Origin of the sequence: Agrobacterium fabrum str. C58 (assembly GCF_000092025.1) — a bacterium.
GTDB lineage: Bacteria > Pseudomonadota > Alphaproteobacteria > Rhizobiales > Rhizobiaceae > Agrobacterium > Agrobacterium fabrum.
This window is the reverse complement of sequence record NC_003062.2, coordinates 949,917-967,756: the sequence shown is the minus strand read 5'-3', so window position 1 is coordinate 967,756 and position 17,840 is coordinate 949,917. Positions and strand designations below refer to the sequence as shown.

At 63.4% G+C, this 17,840-nt stretch carries 20 protein-coding genes; 2 read left to right on the top strand and 18 right to left on the bottom strand.

All coding sequences use genetic code 11. From position 1 onward, the window contains the following. Positions 1–84 precede the first annotated feature (84 nt). From ATU_RS04850 to ATU_RS04780, 15 genes are all read right to left on the bottom strand, one after another. Positions 85–1,656, bottom strand: coding sequence for a Do family serine endopeptidase (locus ATU_RS04850; protein ID WP_010971302.1), 1,572 nt, complete (start codon positions 1,654–1,656; stop codon positions 85–87). Positions 1,657–1,809: 153 nt separating this feature from the next. Then, complete coding sequence (locus ATU_RS04845; RefSeq protein ID WP_035256452.1) at positions 1,810–2,277, bottom strand: cytochrome c-type biogenesis protein; 468 nt, start codon at positions 2,275–2,277, stop codon at positions 1,810–1,812. Between the two features lie 125 nt (positions 2,278–2,402). Then, complete coding sequence (locus ATU_RS04840; protein WP_010971300.1) at positions 2,403–4,394, bottom strand: heme lyase CcmF/NrfE family subunit; 1,992 nt, start codon at positions 4,392–4,394, stop codon at positions 2,403–2,405. Further along, a complete protein-coding gene (gene ccmE / locus ATU_RS04835; protein WP_010971299.1) occupies positions 4,391–4,888 on the bottom strand; it encodes a cytochrome c maturation protein CcmE in 498 nt (165 codons plus the stop codon). Before ccmE ends, ATU_RS04840 begins: the two co-directional genes overlap by 4 nt. Continuing rightward, complete coding sequence (ccmI, locus tag ATU_RS04830; protein WP_035256448.1) at positions 4,885–6,048, bottom strand: c-type cytochrome biogenesis protein CcmI; 1,164 nt, start codon at positions 6,046–6,048, stop codon at positions 4,885–4,887. Before ccmI ends, ccmE begins: the two co-directional genes overlap by 4 nt. A 159-nt stretch (positions 6,049–6,207) precedes the next feature. Then, positions 6,208–6,636 (bottom strand): lipA protein, encoded by a 429-nt coding sequence (locus ATU_RS04825; RefSeq protein ID WP_010971297.1) that lies wholly within the window; start codon positions 6,634–6,636, stop codon positions 6,208–6,210. Positions 6,637–6,843: 207 nt separating this feature from the next. Next, complete coding sequence (locus ATU_RS04820; protein WP_010971296.1) at positions 6,844–8,244, bottom strand: sensor histidine kinase; 1,401 nt, start codon at positions 8,242–8,244, stop codon at positions 6,844–6,846. Further along, positions 8,234–8,905 (bottom strand): response regulator transcription factor, encoded by a 672-nt coding sequence (locus tag ATU_RS04815; RefSeq protein WP_006311298.1) that lies wholly within the window; start codon positions 8,903–8,905, stop codon positions 8,234–8,236. Before ATU_RS04815 ends, ATU_RS04820 begins: the two co-directional genes overlap by 11 nt. A gap of 93 nt (positions 8,906–8,998) precedes the next feature. Further along, positions 8,999–9,253 carry a hypothetical protein gene (locus ATU_RS04810; RefSeq protein WP_003497070.1) on the bottom strand — a complete coding sequence of 85 codons (255 nt, stop codon included), beginning with the start codon at positions 9,251–9,253 and terminating at the stop codon, positions 8,999–9,001. 139 nt (positions 9,254–9,392) lie between these two features. Then, positions 9,393–9,599, bottom strand: coding sequence for a hypothetical protein (locus ATU_RS04805; protein WP_035214779.1), 207 nt, complete (start codon positions 9,597–9,599; stop codon positions 9,393–9,395). Between the two features lie 34 nt (positions 9,600–9,633). Beyond that, entirely contained in the window at positions 9,634–13,434 is a 3,801-nt protein-coding gene (locus tag ATU_RS04800) for a baseplate multidomain protein megatron (protein ID WP_010971295.1), read from the bottom strand. 17 nt (positions 13,435–13,451) lie between these two features. Then, positions 13,452–13,886 carry a C40 family peptidase gene (locus ATU_RS04795; protein WP_010971294.1) on the bottom strand — a complete coding sequence of 145 codons (435 nt, stop codon included), beginning with the start codon at positions 13,884–13,886 and terminating at the stop codon, positions 13,452–13,454. Next, positions 13,883–14,767: a DUF2163 domain-containing protein gene (locus ATU_RS04790; RefSeq protein WP_010971293.1), complete on the bottom strand. Its 885-nt coding sequence runs from the start codon at positions 14,765–14,767 to the stop codon at positions 13,883–13,885. The genes ATU_RS04795 and ATU_RS04790 overlap by 4 nt, the downstream gene beginning before the upstream one ends. Further along, on the bottom strand, positions 14,764–15,402 hold the full coding sequence (locus ATU_RS04785; RefSeq protein ID WP_010971292.1) for a TIGR02217 family protein: 639 nt from the start codon (positions 15,400–15,402) through the stop codon (positions 14,764–14,766). The genes ATU_RS04790 and ATU_RS04785 overlap by 4 nt, the downstream gene beginning before the upstream one ends. A gap of 60 nt (positions 15,403–15,462) precedes the next feature. After that, positions 15,463–16,044: a phage tail tape measure protein gene (locus ATU_RS04780; protein ID WP_010972646.1), complete on the bottom strand. Its 582-nt coding sequence runs from the start codon at positions 16,042–16,044 to the stop codon at positions 15,463–15,465. Between the two features lie 33 nt (positions 16,045–16,077). Between ATU_RS04780 and ATU_RS04775 the strand changes: the two genes are divergently transcribed. Together ATU_RS04775 and ATU_RS04770 are read left to right on the top strand one after the other, a co-directional pair. Continuing rightward, a complete protein-coding gene (locus tag ATU_RS04775) occupies positions 16,078–16,386 on the top strand; it encodes a DUF4160 domain-containing protein (protein ID WP_236762261.1) in 309 nt (102 codons plus the stop codon). Then, on the top strand, positions 16,379–16,783 hold the full coding sequence (locus ATU_RS04770; RefSeq protein WP_010971291.1) for a DUF2442 domain-containing protein: 405 nt from the start codon (positions 16,379–16,381) through the stop codon (positions 16,781–16,783). Before ATU_RS04775 ends, ATU_RS04770 begins: the two co-directional genes overlap by 8 nt. Before the next feature lie 5 nt (positions 16,784–16,788). Here ATU_RS04770 and ATU_RS04765 read toward each other — a convergent pair whose 3' ends face one another. Genes ATU_RS04765 through ATU_RS04755 form a run of 3 tightly spaced genes read right to left on the bottom strand, consistent with a single transcriptional unit; the run spans position 16,789 to position 17,761 of the window. Then, positions 16,789–16,998 (bottom strand): rcc01693 family protein, encoded by a 210-nt coding sequence (locus ATU_RS04765; RefSeq protein WP_035256443.1) that lies wholly within the window; start codon positions 16,996–16,998, stop codon positions 16,789–16,791. Further along, the gene (locus ATU_RS04760; RefSeq protein ID WP_035256441.1) at positions 16,995–17,354 is read right to left on the bottom strand and encodes a gene transfer agent family protein; all 360 of its coding nucleotides are present in this window, start codon (positions 17,352–17,354) and stop codon (positions 16,995–16,997) included. The genes ATU_RS04765 and ATU_RS04760 overlap by 4 nt, the downstream gene beginning before the upstream one ends. Then, complete coding sequence (locus ATU_RS04755; RefSeq protein WP_035214777.1) at positions 17,354–17,761, bottom strand: phage major tail protein, TP901-1 family; 408 nt, start codon at positions 17,759–17,761, stop codon at positions 17,354–17,356. Before ATU_RS04755 ends, ATU_RS04760 begins: the two co-directional genes overlap by 1 nt. Between the last annotated feature and the right edge of the window lie 79 nt (positions 17,762–17,840).

Here is a 17,840-nt window from a genome sequence, read left to right as displayed (position 1 = left end):
ACATGCTTTGTCCCGCCTTAAAGCCAAGACATAGTCTGGGGCGGCGCCGGCCTCCCAAGGAAGCCGGCATCGCATTTCAGCCTATCAACCCTGGTCGATATCCAGCGCGATGAAGCGGCTGCCGTCATCCGTCTGGATCTGGAACAGCGCCTTGGAACGTCCGTCCTTCTTGGCCTGCTCGAGGATCTTCTCGATATCAGCTGCGGAAGCCACCTGCTGGTTGTTGACCGAGGTGATCTTCTCGCCCGTCTTCAGGCCCCGGGCAGCGGCGTCGCTATCGGGGTCGACATCGGTGATGGCAAGGCCGTTGCCGTCATCGGAAGGCGAAACCGTCAGGCCGAGGCTGGACAGCACCTTCTCGCTGGAGGACTGGCTGCCGCCCTTGTCATCGTTCTGGCTTGGCGTCGCCTTGGAGGCTTCATCGCTGGTGAGATCACCGAGCGTCACCGTCACGGACTGCGACTTGCCGCCACGCCACAGCGAGATTTCAACCTTGCTGTTGGGCGCCATGCCGCCGATGCGGCGCGACAGATCGCGGGCATCCTTGACCGGATCGCCGTTGACGGCGGTGATGATGTCACCCTGCTTGATGCCGGCCTTGTCGCCCGGAGAACCGGACTGCGGCGAAACGACCAGCGCGCCCTTGGCTTCGGCAAGGCCGAGCGATTCGGCGATATCCTTGCTGACGGGCTGGATCTGCACGCCGAGCCAGCCGCGTTCGACCTTGCCGTCCTTTTGCAGGTCGGCGATCACATCCTTGGCGACCGAGGACGGGATGGCGAAGGCGATACCGACATTGCCGCCGGAGGGCGAGAAGATGGCGGTGTTGATGCCCACCACTTCACCGTTAAGGTTGAAGGCGGGACCACCCGAGTTACCACGGTTCACGGCAGCGTCGATCTGCAGATAGTCGTCATAGGGGCCTGAGCCGATGTCACGGCCGCGGGCCGAAATGATACCTGACGTCACCGTACCGCCGAGGCCGAAGGGGTTACCGACGGCAACGACCCAGTCACCGACGCGAATCTTGGTGTCATCGGCGAATTTCACATAGGTGAACTTGCGGTTCACATCGACCTTCAGCAGCGCCAGATCGGTACGCGGATCGCGGCCGACAAGCTTGGCTTCGAGTTCGGTACCGTCATTCATCACGACCGTATAGGCGGAACCGTCGTCAACGACGTGATTGTTGGTGACGACATAACCGTCTTCGGAGATGAAGAAGCCGGAGCCTTGCGCGACCGGGCGCAGCGGACCCTTGCCGTCACGGTGGCGGTTCGGACCACGGTCGGAGCGATCCTGGTTCTGGCCGCCGAATTCCTTGAAGAAACGCTTCAGCGGGTGATCATCCGGCAGCTGGTCGAGGCCGCGGCCGCCGAAATTGAAGGAGAAGTTGCTGGAATCGTCGGAAGCCGGCTGCACGTTCGACTGCACGCGAACGGAAACGACGGCGGGCGAGACGGCATCAACCACATTGGCGAAGCTCGGAACCTGCGGTGCGGTCACTTCGACGGGGGCAGCAAAGGAGTGGAGGATCGGTGCGGCGATACCGGTCGACAGCATCAGCGCCGCGAGGCCGCCAACGGTCGTGGCCTTCAGGGCCGTCTTCAGCGAGGCCGTCTTCAGCGAGGAATGGCCGTTTTGCGAATGAGACATGGTGTACCTTCTTTCTTCATTCAGACTGGAACCCGTGTGACCGGGGAAGCGGTGGATGATGAAGATATAGGAGGCAACACCTTACGGCGAAGTGTCTGAGGAATGAAAAATCCGTAATGTTGAAAAAGAACCGAGGATGAAAATGAAAACCGGTTATTTTTCAATGAGATTGCGAATGCGCTCTTCTTCATCCGCACTCAGTTTTTGTGGGCGTTCCTGGGTGGCGCGGCGGCGCGAAAACACGAAGACGGCGAAAATCCCGGCAAGGGTGAGGCCGATGGGCGCGCCCCATAAAAGCAAGGTGCGCAGGCTGAGGCGTGGCTTCAGGAGCACGAATTCGCCGTAACGCGACACGACATAATCGATGACGGCCTTGTCGCTGTCGCCCTGAACCAGCCTTTCGCGCACGAGGACACGCAGGTCACGCGCCAGCTCGGCATTGCTGTCGTCGATAGACTGGTTCTGGCAGACCATGCAGCGGAGCTGAGAGGTAAGGTTGCGGGCGCGCTGTTCCAGCACGGGGTCTTTGAGGACTTCGTCCGGATTGAAGGCGAGAGCGGGAGAAGCTGCAGCGAAGATCAGGGTGAGAAGCAGACAGAGCGCCACCACACACTCCCTCATTCCTGTGCCCGTCACAGGAATCCAGCCAGCCCAAGTCCTTGGGCTTGAAGGACTCTCTCGCCGCGCAGACGCGCGTCGGCTGGATTCCTGTGACAAGCACAGGAATGAGGGTAGCGAGGCAACACTCATTCCGCCGCCTCCGGCATTGCAGCCCGTACAGGCTTCGCCTTGCGGGTCGGCGCACCCACCCGCAACCGCCTGTCGGAAAGCGAGATGAAACCGCCCGCCATCATGAACAGCGTGCCGCCCCAGATGCAGAGGATGAAGGGTTTCCACCAGATGCGCACGACCATGCCGCCATCGGCCATGGGATCGCCCAGCGAGACATAAAGCTGGCTGAGGCCGAAGGTCAGGATGCCGGCTTCCGTCGTCGGCATGCGCCGCGCGGTATAAAGCCGCTTGGACGACCAGACGTCGGCCACCTCAACACCCGCCTTGCGCACGGTGAAATGGCCACGATCCTCGGTGAAATTCGGGCCGACGGCGTGGCGGATGCCGTCGAAGGTCAGGCTGTAACCGCCCGCTTCCGCCACCGTGCCCTGTTTCATTTCCAGAACCGTTTCGGTCTCATAGGTGGTGACGATGACGATGCCGAGCACGGTGATGCCGAGGCCCATATGCGCCAGCGCCGTGCCGAAGGCCGAACGCGGCAGGCCTTTCAGGCGGCGGAATGCAATGCCGAAGGCCAGTTTGCCGAAATTGGCGCGATACCAGAGATCGGTGAGCGCCCCGAAGATCAACCAGAAACCGGCGGCAATACCGAGTGCTGCCAGCACCGGACCGCCATTTTCGATATACCAGAGGGTCAGCCCGGCCAGAGCCGCGATAGCCGCGGCCACATAAAGCCGCTGGAAGGCACCCAAGAGATCGCCGCGCTTCCAGGCGAGCATCGGCCCGAAAGGTGTGACGATCAGGACCGGGATCATCAGCAGGCCGAAGGTGAGGTTGAAGAACGGCGCACCGACCGAGATTTTTTCGCCCGTCAGGGTTTCGAGAATGAGCGGGTAAAGCGTGCCGATCAGCACGGTGGCGGTCGAAACCGTCAGGATAAGGTTGTTGAGGACGAGCGCGCCTTCACGCGAGATCGGCGCGAACAGGCCGCCGGCCTTCAGCGACGGCGCGCGCCAGGCAAAGAGCGCAAAGGCGCCACCGATGAAGATCGTCAGAATGCCGAGAATGAAGATGCCGCGGCTCGGATCGGTGGCGAAAGCATGCACGGAGGTCAGCACGCCGGAGCGCACGAGGAAGGTGCCGAGCAGCGACAGCGAAAAGGTCATGATCGCCAGAAGCACGGTCCAGATTTTCAGCGCCTCGCGTTTTTCCATGACGAGCGCCGAATGCAGCAGCGCCGTGCCGGCAAGCCAGGGCATGAAGGAGGCGTTTTCCACCGGATCCCAGAACCACCAGCCGCCCCAGCCGAGTTCATAATAGGCCCAGTAGGAGCCCATGGAGATACCTGCGGTCAGGAACGTCCAGGCGGCGAGCGTCCACGGCCTTACCCAGCGCGCCCAGGCGGCGTCGATACGACCTTCCAGAAGTGCTGCGACGGCAAAGGAGAAGCAGACGGAAAAACCGACATAACCGAGATAGAGCAGCGGCGGATGGATGGCGAGGCCGAAATCCTGAAGGATGGGATTGAGGTCCTGCCCCTCGGCCGGCACCCGCTCCAGCCGCAGGAACGGGTTGGAGGTGAGCAGGATGAACAGCAGGAAGGCGACCGAAATCCATGCCTGTACCGCAAGCACATTGGCTTTGAGCGTTTCCGGCAGGTTGCCGCCGAAGGCGGCGACAAGCGCGCTGAAAAACACCAGGATCAGCAGCCACAACAGCATGGAGCCTTCATGGTTGCCCCAAACACCGGTCAGCTTGTAGAGCATCGGCATCAGCGAATGGGAGTTTTCCCAGACGTTGCGCACGGAAAAATCCGAGACGGCATAGGCATGTGTCAGTGCCGCGAAGGAGAACCCCACCAGCAGGAACATCAGGACCGAGCCAAGGGAGGCGACATCCATCAGTGCCCGATCGTTGCGGCGCGCGCCGATAACAGGCAGCGTCGAGACGATCAGCCCAACACCGAGCGCCAAAACCAGGACATAATGGCCGATCTCGTTGATCATTTCGTCGCTCCGGTCTTGTCGCCTGAGGCGGCGCTGGCGGCGGGTGCCGCTCCCTCAGCGCCCTGCTGCCACAGGCCCTTGTCCTTCAGCCGGTCGGCCACTTCCTTGGGCATATAGTTCTCGTCATGTTTGGCGAGAACGCTGTCGGCCACGAAACCATGGGTGGCGGCGTCGAACATGCCTTCGGTCACCACGCCCTGCCCTTCGCGGAAGAGATCGGGCAGGATGCCGGTATAACTGACCGGCACCTTGGCTTCGCCATCCGTCACCGTGAAGCTGACCGTACGGCCCTCGCCGCGCTTGATCGAACCTTCCGCCACCAGCCCGCCAAGGCGGATGCGGGTGCCGGGATTGACCGGCGTCTTTTCCAGATCGGCAGGCATGTAGAAATAGGCGATCGACTGGCCAAAGGCGAACATGACCAGCAGCACGGCCGCGACGATGAAGCTCATGCCGCCGCCGATGATCGCCAGACGTTTCTGTTTGCGGGTCATTGCGTCACTCCCTGCGGCGCAGAATCCTTTTGCCCATCCATGCGGATCGGTCCGGCGGAAACGCCCAATTCCTTCGCCAGCGCCAGAAGCTGCCTGCCCTCTTCACCCTCCGGCGGGAAAGCCTGCAGGCCGGCCCGCAAGGCTTCACCGGCCTTGGCCTCGTTCTTCAGCACGGAATAGGCGCGCAGAAGGCGCATCCACCCTTCGAAATCGGCCGGGTTATCCTTCAGCTTGGCATTGAGGCTTGCCACCATGCCCTCGATCATCGCCTGCCGGTCGTTGGCCGTCATGTCATTGGCCGCAGCCATATCCTGCGCGGTCGGGCCGGGTGCTGCAGGCGTCGCTTTGCCGCCGGTCCGGGCAATATGTTCACGCACCAGCGGCAGCCAGGGTGCGCCAGCCGGCGCATCGGCCTCCAGCGCCGCAAAGGCCGCGCGCGCTTCTTCCGCCTTGCCGGTCTGCTCCAGCGACAGCGCCAGATAAAAACGGGCGCGCGGATTGCCGGGCTTCAGCTGTTCGGCCTGAGCAAACGCATCCCGCGCCGCCTCAATGACGATACCGTCATTGCCGGCCACCAGCGTTTCACCAAGGCCCGTCAACCGTTCTGGGCTCGGGCCCAGAATACGAAGCGCGTTGCGATAGGCAAGTTCGGCATCGCCAAGCCGTAGCGTCTTGAAATAGATCGGCGCCAGAACATCCCAGCCGCCACCGTCCTCCGGGTTCTGCGCCAGATGCCTCTCGGCCCGCGCGACCAGCAGGTTCATGTCGTTGCCGGGGCTTTCAAGACGTGCCTCGAGCGGCATGTCCGGCGTCTCCGGACTGCCGTTCCAGATGTAAAGACAGAGGCCAAGTGCAGGCAGCAGGATGGTTATGAGGCTGGCAGCGAGATTGTGCCGGCGCGGCCGGGCCTCTTTCGCCATCACCTCTTCCGCCTCGGCGGCGGCCAGCAGGCGGCGGCCGATTTCGGCGCGGGCATAATCCGCTTCGTTTTCGCCAATCAGGCCGGCGGCACGTTCGCGGTCCAGCTCGGCCAACTGGTCGCGATAAACGGCAACCTCACCGTCGCGGCGCGTCTGCGGCGCCTCGGTCTTCCGCATCAGCGGGTACATCAGGACGATGGCGACAGCCGCCGTCAATATCGCAACGACAATCCAGAACATAAGGCTCAATTACTCGAATGCGTGGCACATGGAAACACGAAGCGCGGGGATGACGTGAATTTGAGACATCACGCCGCACCGCAGATCGCGTTTCGCTGTTCCGCCGTGCCTCTTCCTGTCACCGCGGAAGGCCCGTGACCTTGATTTACGTCAAACTGATCAGATCAGCGGAGACCAGCTTCCGTCGTCATTGCGGCAGGCCGCGCCGCGCACCCTGGTGTCGCGCCCGTCGACAGTGAGGGTATGGGAATATTGCCGGCAGTTCTGGTTGCCGACCTGATAGGGCGCATTGGCGACCACCTGACCCTTGACGTCATCGCCGGTCCAGATAACAGGCGTGCCAACCGGGGCCGTTTCCAGCGCCTTGTATTCCGCCTCCAGCGCCTTGGTCTGGTCGCCCCTGTCGAGCTCCACGCCGCTTTTCCCGACGATGCCACCTTGCAGATTGGCAAGGAAAGGCGTGGAAGGCTGGGCCGAACGGCCAAACAGGCTACCGCCAGCCGGGCGGGTGCCCGTGGTGGTGCAGGCGCTCAGCATCGATACGCACAGGATCGAGAGAAGTGCCGGGCGTGACACCAGCGAACGCATCGTCACGGAGCGACAGCCATCATACACGTCAACCAAACCCTGTCCTCTTTCCTATCGCATTGCACCTAGAGCATTTTCGCTGTTCTTCGAACCGTGAAAACACGCTAGATTTTTGTTCTTCCGCATTTCCTGACGGGAAACCGGGGTCCACTTTCCCTGGAAACGCTGTCATGTACCGGTATTGAATTTCTTGCCTTTTTTCGCGGCTCACGCAAGCTCTTTCGAAAGACCCGGCAAAATCAGATCGGCCTTCAGGCCGCCAATGGCGCTGCGCGACAGCGAAAAGCGACCGTGGTATTCAGACACCACTTCAGAAACGATCGACAGGCCGAGGCCCGTGCCCGGCCGGCTCTCGTCCAGCCGGCGGCCGCGTTTCATCGCTTCGCTGATCTGTCCCGGCTCCAGCCCCGGGCCGTCGTCCTCCACGGTCAGCTCCACCCAGGAGCGGCGGCCGATTTCGGCGTCGGAAGAAGGATGCGTGCCGGTGGCAAGCGTGACGACCACTCTGGTTTCGGCAAAACGCGCCGCATTTTCCAGGAGATTGCCGACGACCTCTTCGAGATCCTGCTGTTCCATCCCGAGCACCGCGCCCGGCTGTTCGAAATTCAGCACGAACTGCTTGTCGGGGTTCAGGCGGCGCATCACCCGCACCAGCCGTTCCAGCGCCGGCTCCGCTTCCACGCGGGCAAGGATCGAGCCGCGCTGGGCGGCAATGCGGGCGCGGGAGAGATAGGATTGCACCTGCGCCTGCATGGCATCCGCCTGCGCCCGCACCAGATCACCATGTTGCGGTTCCAGCGTGCGGGCCTCGTTGAGGAGTACGGCGATCGGCGTTTTCAGCGAATGCGCGAGATTGCCGACCTGCATGCGGGCGCGCTCCACAAGGCGGCGATTGCTGTCGATCAGCGCATTGACCTCATTGGCGAGCGGCTGGATTTCGCGCGGGAATTCGCCTTCGAGGCTTTCCGCCTCCCCGCCTCTGATCTTGCCGAGTGCCCGGCGGGCCTGATCGAGAGGCCGCAGACTGTAGAGAATGGCAAGACCGTTGACGACCAGACTGCCGACACCGAAGACGGCAAGCGCCAGATAAAGGCTGTTGGAGAAGTCGCGCACATCGTCTTCCACGACGTTCAGATTGCCGGAAACACGAAAACGCGCGGCCCGGCCTTCGCCATCCAGCACGACTTCCGTTTCCGCCACGCGCACCTGATTGCCGGCCTCGTCGGTCACGGCATAAAATCGCTCGTATCTGTTGTCGAAGGGAGCATCGATAATGCTCGGCACCGGCAGCGTCGAGACACCGAGCGAGGAGGACACCAGCGGCGCGGTCTGGAAATTACCGAGCGGCTCCACCACCCAGTACCAGCCGGTATCCGGCTGCGAGAACCGGAGATCGCCAAGCTGCGGGCTGCCGGCCAGCGTATTTTCGTTGGAAATCGTCACTGAGTTGATGACGTTATAGAGCTGCGCCCGCAGAAGATCGGTGAAGCTGCGCTCCACGCCCTGGCGGTAAAGCGTCGAAATCACGACGGCGATCACGACAAGCGCCAGCGCCGACCAGGCAGAGGCGAGCAGCAGAACGCGGGCGGTGAGAGAGTTACTTCGCATCTGCCGGCGCTTGCATCCGGTAACCGAGACCGCGGATCGTCTCGATCAGATCAACTCCGATCTTCTTGCGCAAACGTCCGACAAACACCTCGATCGTGTTGGAATCGCGGTCGAAATCCTGATCGTACATATGTTCGACCAGCTCCGTGCGCGAAACGACCTCGCCCATGTGATGCATGAGATAGGACAGGAGCCGGAACTCATGCGAGGTGAGTTTCAGCGTCGTGCCGTTGACGGTCGCCTTGGAGGATTTGGTGTCGAGCCGGACCGGGCCGCAGACCAGTTCGGAAGAGGCATGGCCAGCGGCGCGGCGGATGAGCGCGCGCACGCGGGCAAGCACTTCTTCGACATGGAAAGGCTTGGTCACGTAGTCATCGGCACCGGCATCGATGCCCGCCACCTTGTCGCTCCAGCGGTCGCGGGCGGTAAGGATGAGGACCGGCATGGCCTTGCCGGCGGCACGCCATTTTTCAACGACGGTAATGCCATCCAGTTGCGGCAGGCCGATATCGAGGACGATGGCGTCATAGGGCTCGGTGTCGCCGAGGTAATGCCCCTCTTCGCCGTCGAATGCCTGATCGACGACATAACCGGCCTCTTTCAGGGCGTCGGTCAGCTGACGATTGAGATTGGCATCGTCCTCAACAACGAGAATACGCATTGTCCGCCCTTTCCTTCCGTCCCGGCCCACGCAGGTGGCCGGTCATGCTACATGTGTCGGGTTGTTTTCCGATATTTCGGCGATGCGGGCAAGCTACATCGGCACGCGCATCGTCACCTTGCGCGGACGTTCGCCATTCCCCTGGACGAGAACGGTAACGACACAGGACTGACCATCGCCGGAAGGATAGACCGAAAGCAGCTGACCACCGGTTTCGCGCACCACGCGGGCGACGGCTGCGCCGCAATCGCTGGCAGCCAGAATGTAGTGGCCCTGCAGATCAGCCTCGGGCGCCGTGAAACCGGAAAGCCCGGCTGCAAGCGTCGCGATGATGAGAGGTGATGCCATTCTACAAACTTCCGCAAAAAACCGGGTGCGTCTCGAACCCTAGTGTGAGCGAATATGTAGCGCAAAGCGTCTGAATGGCAAATGAATGCCGGGCCCGCCGCCGCAATGCGTGGCGGGAGCGGCGTTTTCGTGAGCCCCGTCAGCGGATGGAGCGGGTCGCCGAAAGGCGGCCGTAAAGTGCGATCAGACCGCCGATTCCGCCCGCAACCGTCACCAGCCCTTCAGCGAGCTCCCCGTGCAGGCCAGCGGGCAGATCGAAGCCGGCAATGCTGAAAAGCGGTGCGAAAACCGCGATCAGCGCGCCCCAGATCGTGCGGGATTGATACCATGCTTTGGTACTGTCCATAATCTCGTCCTTTGCGTTGTTTTTCAGGCACATGTCAGAGCGGGAGAAGGGCCTGAGACACCACCCCCAGCGGCACCGCGCGGCCCAGCTGGCGGACACGCACGGAAATGTGATCCCGTAGCTGCGGGAAATCTGTGAGTTCGTCCCCTGCGGGGTAGAGCCAGAAGGGTTCCGGCACCTCCACCGCACGGCGCACGGTTCCGCTGTCCAGCACCTCGACGCGATAAAGCTCGAAAGGCTCGTCGAGCGGAATGTCGCTCGCATCCCAGCCATCGGCCTCCACGCGACCTCGACGCTTCCATTGGAGGAGAATGCCGTCCCGCCGGCGCTTACCGGAAAGATGCACCGGCGCAAGCGGGGTCTGCGCCCGCACGCCGCCCTCAAAGGCAAAAGGCCCGGCCGGTGCACCCGCCATGCCCGCCGCTTCCGCAATCCAGTTCAGCCGTCGCCCGCGCTCGTTTGCGGCAAGACCGAGCGGCTGCACCGCCGCATCGAGAACCACCACCGGAGCCCCCTTCGGCGCGCCTGCGGCAAGCGCATCCTCCGTGCCGGCAAGACCCCGCAGGAGCGAAGAGAGCCGCCAGCGCGAGGGTGCGATTTCCTCGGCCTTTGCGAAGGCGACAATTTCCCAAACGCCGTTTGCGGCCTTGATGGCGAGACGGTTCTCGCCATTCAGCACCGAAAGCTCTGCGGCTGACGATACTTCACCGGCGGGCAGATCGATCAGAATGGTGTTCTTGCGGTCAAACCGCCCGGAGGCCCCCCCTACCAGCGGCTGCGCAAGCGCCCCGATCATCGCGGCCCGGTCAAGCAGCACGCGCTGGCGATATCCTTCCGTGCCTGATGATGAAGACACGACGATGGGCCGCCAGGGTTTTGCGAAGGAGGCAATCCGCGCCGATTGTTCCGGCGCAGCGCCATCGTAATACGGCAGATCGAGAAACAGCACCTCCGGGGCGAAACCTTCGGCGCCGCTTGCGCCGGCACTACGCCGCTCCTCCGCACCGCCGGCGGCGGCTGAAAAGGCCGGGGAAAAGGCCCGCGCCTCCACCTGCCGCACCGCGCCGTCCTCGATGCGGCTGACCAGAAACCGCCCGGCCGGCGCCTGCGGAAAGACACCCTCCGAAAGGCGGATGCAATCGCCGGGTTCAAGCGTGATATCGGATGGCGGCAGGGCGAAACGCAGGCTGCGTCGCGCCTGGCGGTTGTCACGCAGCAGCGCCTCCACGGCCGCTTCCGCCGTTTCCGCCGGCAAGGCAGCGTTGAGATCGAGCCGCAGCAACCGGCTGCCGGCATTGTCGATGCGGCGGGAACGGGCGCTCGCCTGCTCATAATCGAGTGCCGGATTAAACGAGGTCAAGACAGCTTCCGCCGCGAAATCGCTGTCATGGCCGCGATTTTCAGACCAGAGCGGCTCGTCCTCGATATCCGCCAGCACGGCGATATCGCGGACGAGCATGACTGCCGTATTGCGGGAGCGGAAGCGCAGGGTTCCGCCATCCTCCGCCACATCCACCTGGAACGCCGCCATCAGCGGCTCCAACAGGTTGCGGGCCGAGGTTATGTCACCCTGCACATAACCTGTCAGATCGCCGCTGACCGCCGAGACGTCGAAGGCGGAAAAGCCGTGATCGGTCAGGATGGCGGCGATGGTGTCGGCGAGTGTGGCCGTGCCCAGCCGGCCGTTCAGCCAGTGGCCGGTGCGCCAGTTCGCGCCATCGCTCCAGACCGCGCCGTTCTGCGGAAAGGCGGGAAAAGGCCGCGCATCCCAGGTCCAGAGATAGACCCGGCCTTTATCCACCATCGCCGTCTCGCCCTCGCCCCAGTGATCGAGATGCGCTTCCAGAAACCGTCGCTGCTGGCTGTCGGCACGGCTGCGGCGGGAAAAATAGGGAAAGGCGTTTTCCGCCGATTTCGGATCGGGAAAGACATTGGGGCGCGTCGCGCTCTTGTCCACCGCCGGGCAGCCGAGTTCGGTGAACCAGATCGGCTTGGTGCCCGGCACCCATGCGGTGGGTACGGATTTCTCCACACCGCGCACCCGTTCATAATGCAGGTTGCCCCACCAGTTGCGAAGGTCCTTGTAACGGAACACCCACGGCTTGCCTTTCAGCCCATCCGTTATGGGTGTGCGGCGCCGCGCCGCGCGGTCGGCATCGCTGGCATAATACCAGTCGAAACCCTCGCCTGCCGTGATGGCACGGCGAAACGCGCTCGCATCATCGGGGCCGGTCATGCCATCGGGATTGCCATTGGCGGCATCCTCGTCACGCCAGTCGGAAAGCGGCATGTAATTGTCGATGCCGATGGCGTCGATGTCAGGGCTCGCCCAGAGCGGATCGAGGTGGAAAAACACGTCGCCCGAACCGTCCGCGGGCTGGTGGCCGAAATATTCGCTCCAGTCCGCCGCATAGGTGAGCTTCGTCGCCGGTCCGACGATGCTGCGCACATCGCGTGCCAGCCGCACCAGTTCCTCGACGAAGGGAAAGGCATCGTTCTGGTCACGGAGGGCGGTGAGCCCGCGCAGTTCCGAGCCGATCAGGAAAGCGTCCACCCCGCCCGCCCGCGCCGCAAGCGCCGCATAGTGCAGCACCATGCGGCGGTAACCGTCCTCACGGTTGCAGAAGGCGGAAACCTGTGCCCGCGCAGCCGCACTACGGTCCGGGGAACCGGCTTTGCCGGGTGCGGGAAAACCGGTGACGCGGCCACGCCAGCCATAGGCGGCCTGCTCGCGATCGCCATAGGGGTCAGGCAGGCCGTTGCCGGCGGGCACATCCATCATCACGAAAGGATAAAGGCAGACCCGCAGGCCCCGGGCCTTGAGATCGGCGATGGCCTGCAACACGCTGGCATCGTCAGGCGTGCCGCCATAGGCTGGGCCGGCACCGTGATGGCTCACCAGATGCGCGTCACCGCGCGAAAGACCGGCGACGGACCAGGGCGTGGTTTCCCCATCGCGGCCTGCCACCTCCACGCCCGGCAGAATGCGGCACTCCCCCGCCCGCATATCCGTGCCGAACCAGCTCACCACCAGCGCCACGCTTTTGAGATTGGGGCAAAGCGCCTGCAATTCGTCGATCGCCGCCTGCCAGTCGGTCGCGGCGGTGAGATTATTGCGGTTCATGATGCGGCTCTGGCCGATGCCCGTGCGCTCGCTGACCTGCGTGGTGGCATAACCGTGTTCGGTCGCGCCGGGAATGACGGTGATGGCGCGGATCTGGCGTTCGAGCTTTCCGACCGGCCGCACGACTTCGAACTGCATCAGCGGAATACGATTGCCATAGCTCTCAAGCGGCAGACGTTCGAAGACCGCATAGGCCAGTCCGCGAAAGGCCGGCGTGTTTCCTGTGCCCTGTCTCGCCTCGATCAGCGGATCGGGCAATTGTGTCTCGCTGCCGGGATAAAAGCGCATTTCGACGCCGGTGAGATCAACTTCACGTCCATCGGCCCAGATACGCCGCACCAGGGCCGCCTCGCCTTCACAGAGGCCGATGGCAAGATTGGCGAAATAACGGAAGCTCTCCACCTTTGGGCCGCGATTGCCCTTGCCGCCACGCCGCTGCACCTCGACACTTTCGTCGAAACGAGTAGCCCAGATGAGCGTGCCGCCAATCCTTGCGGTGCCATAAAGCCGGTTGATAGCAGCGCCCTCATCCGCACCGGGTATCCGCGCAGTCGAAAGCCGCGCACCTGCTACCGTGCGGCCGTCCGAAAGCAGCGCACGGTCGACGGCATTGCCGGCCAGCGCCCCCGCCGCCCGGCCGATGATGGCGCCCACGGGGCCAAAAATGCCGCCGAGCGCCGCGCCCGCCGCCTGAAAAACGATTGTCGCCATGTTCGCCTCGAAAAATGTCAGGGATCGGGAAAACGAAAAGTCCCGGCAATGCGCCGTTTCCAGCCCGGCACCAGCGCCGACCGCACCACCGCGGCCTGCTCATAGGCATGGATGAAATGCTCCGGCCCGGCGAGGATGCCGAGATGTTTCGCCGCCGCATCGGCGCGCCAGCGAAACAGCAGCAGGTCTCCGGGCTGCGCCTCTTCCATGCCCGGCACCGTCAGAAAATGGCGCTTCGCCGCCGCCATCAGCCGGTCCTCTCCGCCGCGTTCGGCCCAATCAGGCGCATAGGGCGGCGGCAATTCCGGTTCGTGCCCGTAAAGGCCGCGCCAGATGCCGCGGATGAGGCCGAGGCAATCGCAGCCGACACCCGACAACGAGGCCTGGTGCCTGTAGGGCGTGCCGATCCAGCTTTCGGCCATCGCCAGCACTTTTTGTGCCGTATCGCTCATGGAAACAGCACTCCGCCGTCGTGGCTCTGGCCGCCGCTTGCGTAGGAATAGGCAAAATCCGCTCCCGGAAGATGCGGAAAGCCCCTAAAATTCAGGTGATTGCCGAACTTCGCCTTGCAGGTGGCGAAACTCTTGTCGCAGCCGGCAGTCACCGAAAAGCGGTCTCCCGGCGACGGCATCCGGTCCGGTGTCAGCCAGAAGGAAAGAAGCACGCCGCCGTCACGCCGCTCGTGGCCGTCGAGGTCGAAAGCCTTGCCGGCGAGACTGCCGGTCAAAAATCCGAGCTTGCCCCGGCTGAAGAAACCCTCGGCAAAAGCATCGAGCCCGGAGACCCGCAGTTTGCCCGAAACATCCACCGCCGCCACGCTGCCATGGCCGGTGAACCGTGTGAGATCAACACCGCAACGCCCGTCACCCAGCGCGGCATCGCAGCGCCGCCCATAGCTCCTGCCCTGCGGTTGGCCAAGGCGATGAGCAATGCTGCGCAACTCGGCGCGGAAGGCCCCGCCCGCCCGCGTCACCTCGCCGATCTCGCGCAGGCTCAGCAGCACATGCTCATCCGGCGCCTGCCAGTTGACGAGGAAAAGTTCCACCTTGGCGCCGTCGAAGCGACCGGCGGCAAGATCGTCTTCGGCAATCGCCTCGCTCGAAAAACCACCCGCCACCTCGCCGGCGCTCGCGCCAAGCCCTGTTTCGCTGTCGCTGTCGCTTGCCGAAAAACCACTGGCAGCGAGATAGGATGTGCCGCCGAAGGATAGCGTCTCGTCGTGGTCGGTAAACCCCATCACGACGCCATCCTTCAACGTCACCCGCCAGCAATGGCAGGTGGTCGTCGCATCTGCTTTCAGATGATCGGCAAGGGAAGCTGGCAGGGTCTTCATGGCAGGATTTCCATCAGCGGAATGGAGGGAATGCGGCCGGCTTCAAAGGCGGTCACGTTGATGTCGATGCGGTCGATGGCGAAGCGCACGGGCACGTCGAATTCAAAACCGGCGCGGATCACGGCACCGGTGGGCGGCGCACGCCCCGCCCGGAATATCACCATGCCGGTCGCATGATCGACGGACAGATCGGTCGGCGCGGCCTTCACCCCCTCGACCGAAACGATGACCGACCCTTCGACCGGCTTGTCGATCCGCCGGGAAAACGAGCCGCCGGCATCGGCATAGGTCTTCACCAGCTGAAAGCCCGTCACCACGCCGTCACCTGTGCCGATCCTCTGGTCCGTCGCGGCGGGCGTCTCGCCCGGCGGGCAGGATTTGAAATCCACCGGATCGCGAAAACGGAAACCATAAAGCTCCCCGCGCCGCGCCTCGAAAAAAGCCAGCACCTCGTAGAGATCGGCGACGGAGCGGATGCCGGAGCCGGCATCATAGGCGCGCCTGGCATTTCGCCAGCGCTGGTTGCGGTTCTCCCGGCCGTTGGACAGATTGACGATGTCGGTGCGCCGCACGGGTCCGCCGCTGACGCCGAGCGCCAACCGCAGCGGAAACCGCACTTCATGAAATGCCACCATGTGGTTGTTCCTGGATTCGTTTTGCTGGTTGGGACGTGGGAGATGCGGGCAGCGCTTGCGTCACAATCCCCGCTGGCCACGCCCGACGCTGCGCGCCAGCATCGCGGCGATCTGCCCTTCGCTTTTGCGGAAACTTGCCGCATCGGTGGCCGTCACGTTAAAAACGATCTGCGCCCCGCCGCCGCCCGAGGGTGCGGCGACACCGAGAGCACCGTCCGAACCACGCTTCAGCGGCAGGATCGCCTCCGCCCCCGCTTCCCCCATCAGTCCAAGCCCGCCGCCCATCGGGAAAAAGGCAGGGCTCGAAACGACCCCGCCCTCCGCAAAAGGCGTGATGGCGCGCGCCGGAACACCTCCCTCGGCAAAGGCAAAGAGCGACCCGCCGCCATTCAACAGCCCGCCGACGGCATTGCCGATCATGTTCTCCAGCGGCTTCAGCCCAGCCGAAAGCGCAATGCCGGACAGCCGCTGCCCGAGCCCGCGCAACACATCGTCCAGCCCCTTGCCGCCCGTCGTCGCTGCCTGCAAGGCGGAGGTCAGCGCCGCCCCGAACCGCTCCGAGCGCCGTTCGAGATCACCCATCACCTCGGAAAGAGCTTCCGCCTCCTGCCGGTTCTCCGCAATCGATTCTTCGCCCGCCATCGCGCTTGCCTTTCTGATTCAACTGGGGAATGCATGGTGCTGAAACAGCTTTTTAAAAAACCATTGCTTCAGCCCAAGTCCTTTCAAAACCCAACTTCATGGGTTATGGTTATCGTGGTCACCGTTCTGCGCCAGCATGGCATGCGTTTCGTCATCTACACGGCCGATCACGAGCCGCCGCATGCCCATGTCTATGGAGAGGGTGAAGCCCGTATCGATATCGTCAGCCTCACCGTTCTCACGCAGGGCGGCATGTCGGACCGGGACGTTCGTCGCGCCGTTGCCGTGATCGAAGAGAACCGGACGCTGTTTATGGAAACCTGGAGACGATATCATGGTTGATGTCAGCGACATGGAACTCGCCGCCGCCAAGGAGCGCTGGCAAAAGGAGCGCGCCGGGCGTCCCATTCCGGTCTCCGTGCGTTTCGAAGCAGCGTCGGCGCGCGTCATCGTCGATTTCACCAATGGCGCCTGTTTCATGTTTCCGGCCCGGGCGCTGGAAGGCTTGCAGGACGCCACGGCAGAGCAACTCGCCGAAGTCGAACTTCTCGGCGAGACCGGCCTGCATTGGGAGAACCTCGATGTCGACTATACGATCGCCGGCCTGATGAACGGCATCTTTGGCAGCCGCACCTTCATGGAAGCGCAGCGCAAGGGCGGGCAATCCCGTTCCCCGGCGAAGACAGCCGCCAGCCGCGCCAACGGTGCGAAGGGCGGCCGGCCGCGAAAGATGCCCTGACGCCGTCACCCATCCGGAAACCGCCGCATCATCGCCTCCATTGCCTGCCGATCAGGACCCTGCGGAACGACGTAACCGCCCGTCATCGCGAAGAACTCCTTCGGTGTCAGCCGCCAGAAAGTCTCAGAAGAAAGCCGCAGCAGGCAGAGGCCGGCATGGATGACCGCCGGCCAGGGAAAGGGGCGGGTTGTCGCCTCGCCTGCTGCGGCATTCAAGGGTCCGGTGTTGCGTCACCCTTCAGGCCGCCGAAGGTGGCGGTCAGGAGATCGGCGACGATCGCGGCGTGGCCGGCAATGCCGCCCTCCACCGTCGCCGTGGCCACATCTTCATCGGAAAAGACGTTGCCGGCACCGCGCAGGCCCGCGCCGATGACCCGGATCATGTCGGCGGCCTTCATGCGGCCGCTGGCGAAACGCCCTGCGAGTGCCGTGAGGTCGTCGGCTGCAAAGGCGGTTTCGAGTTCGGCGAGCGCGCCCAGCGTCAGGCACAGGATGCGCCTTTCACCGTCGATCAGCGCCTCGATCTCGCCGCGATGACGGTTCGCCCGTCCGTAACGCAAACGCTCAGGCATCACAGCACTCCAAATGTGAGAAGACCGGCGGATTCCAGCGCGATCTCGAATTGCACCTCGCCATCGTGGCGGCCCGAATATTCGAGCGCCACGATCTGGAACGGTCCGGCGATGGTGCCGAAATCGGGAATGACGATCTGCCAGCCCGGAATGGTGCCGGCGAAAAACGCGCCGCGCACCAGTGCATCGCTAGCCGCGTCCTTGAAGATGCCCGACGCCGTCAGCGCGGCCCTTTGCACGCCAGCACCCGCCAGCAACTCGCGCCAGCGCCCGGCGCTTTCGCCGTCGGTAATGTCCACCGCCTGGGCGTTAAAGGCCAGCCGCTGAGTTCTGAGCCCGGCAACAGTGAGATATGTTCCGGTATTGTTGAATTTCAGCAGAAAATCCTTACCCTTCTGCGCCACCATCATGTTTCCTTCCGTTTCGATTGCGGTTGCAGGGTTTTGCGACCTGCGACCAAAAATGTTCCTTCCTCTCGCATTCAGC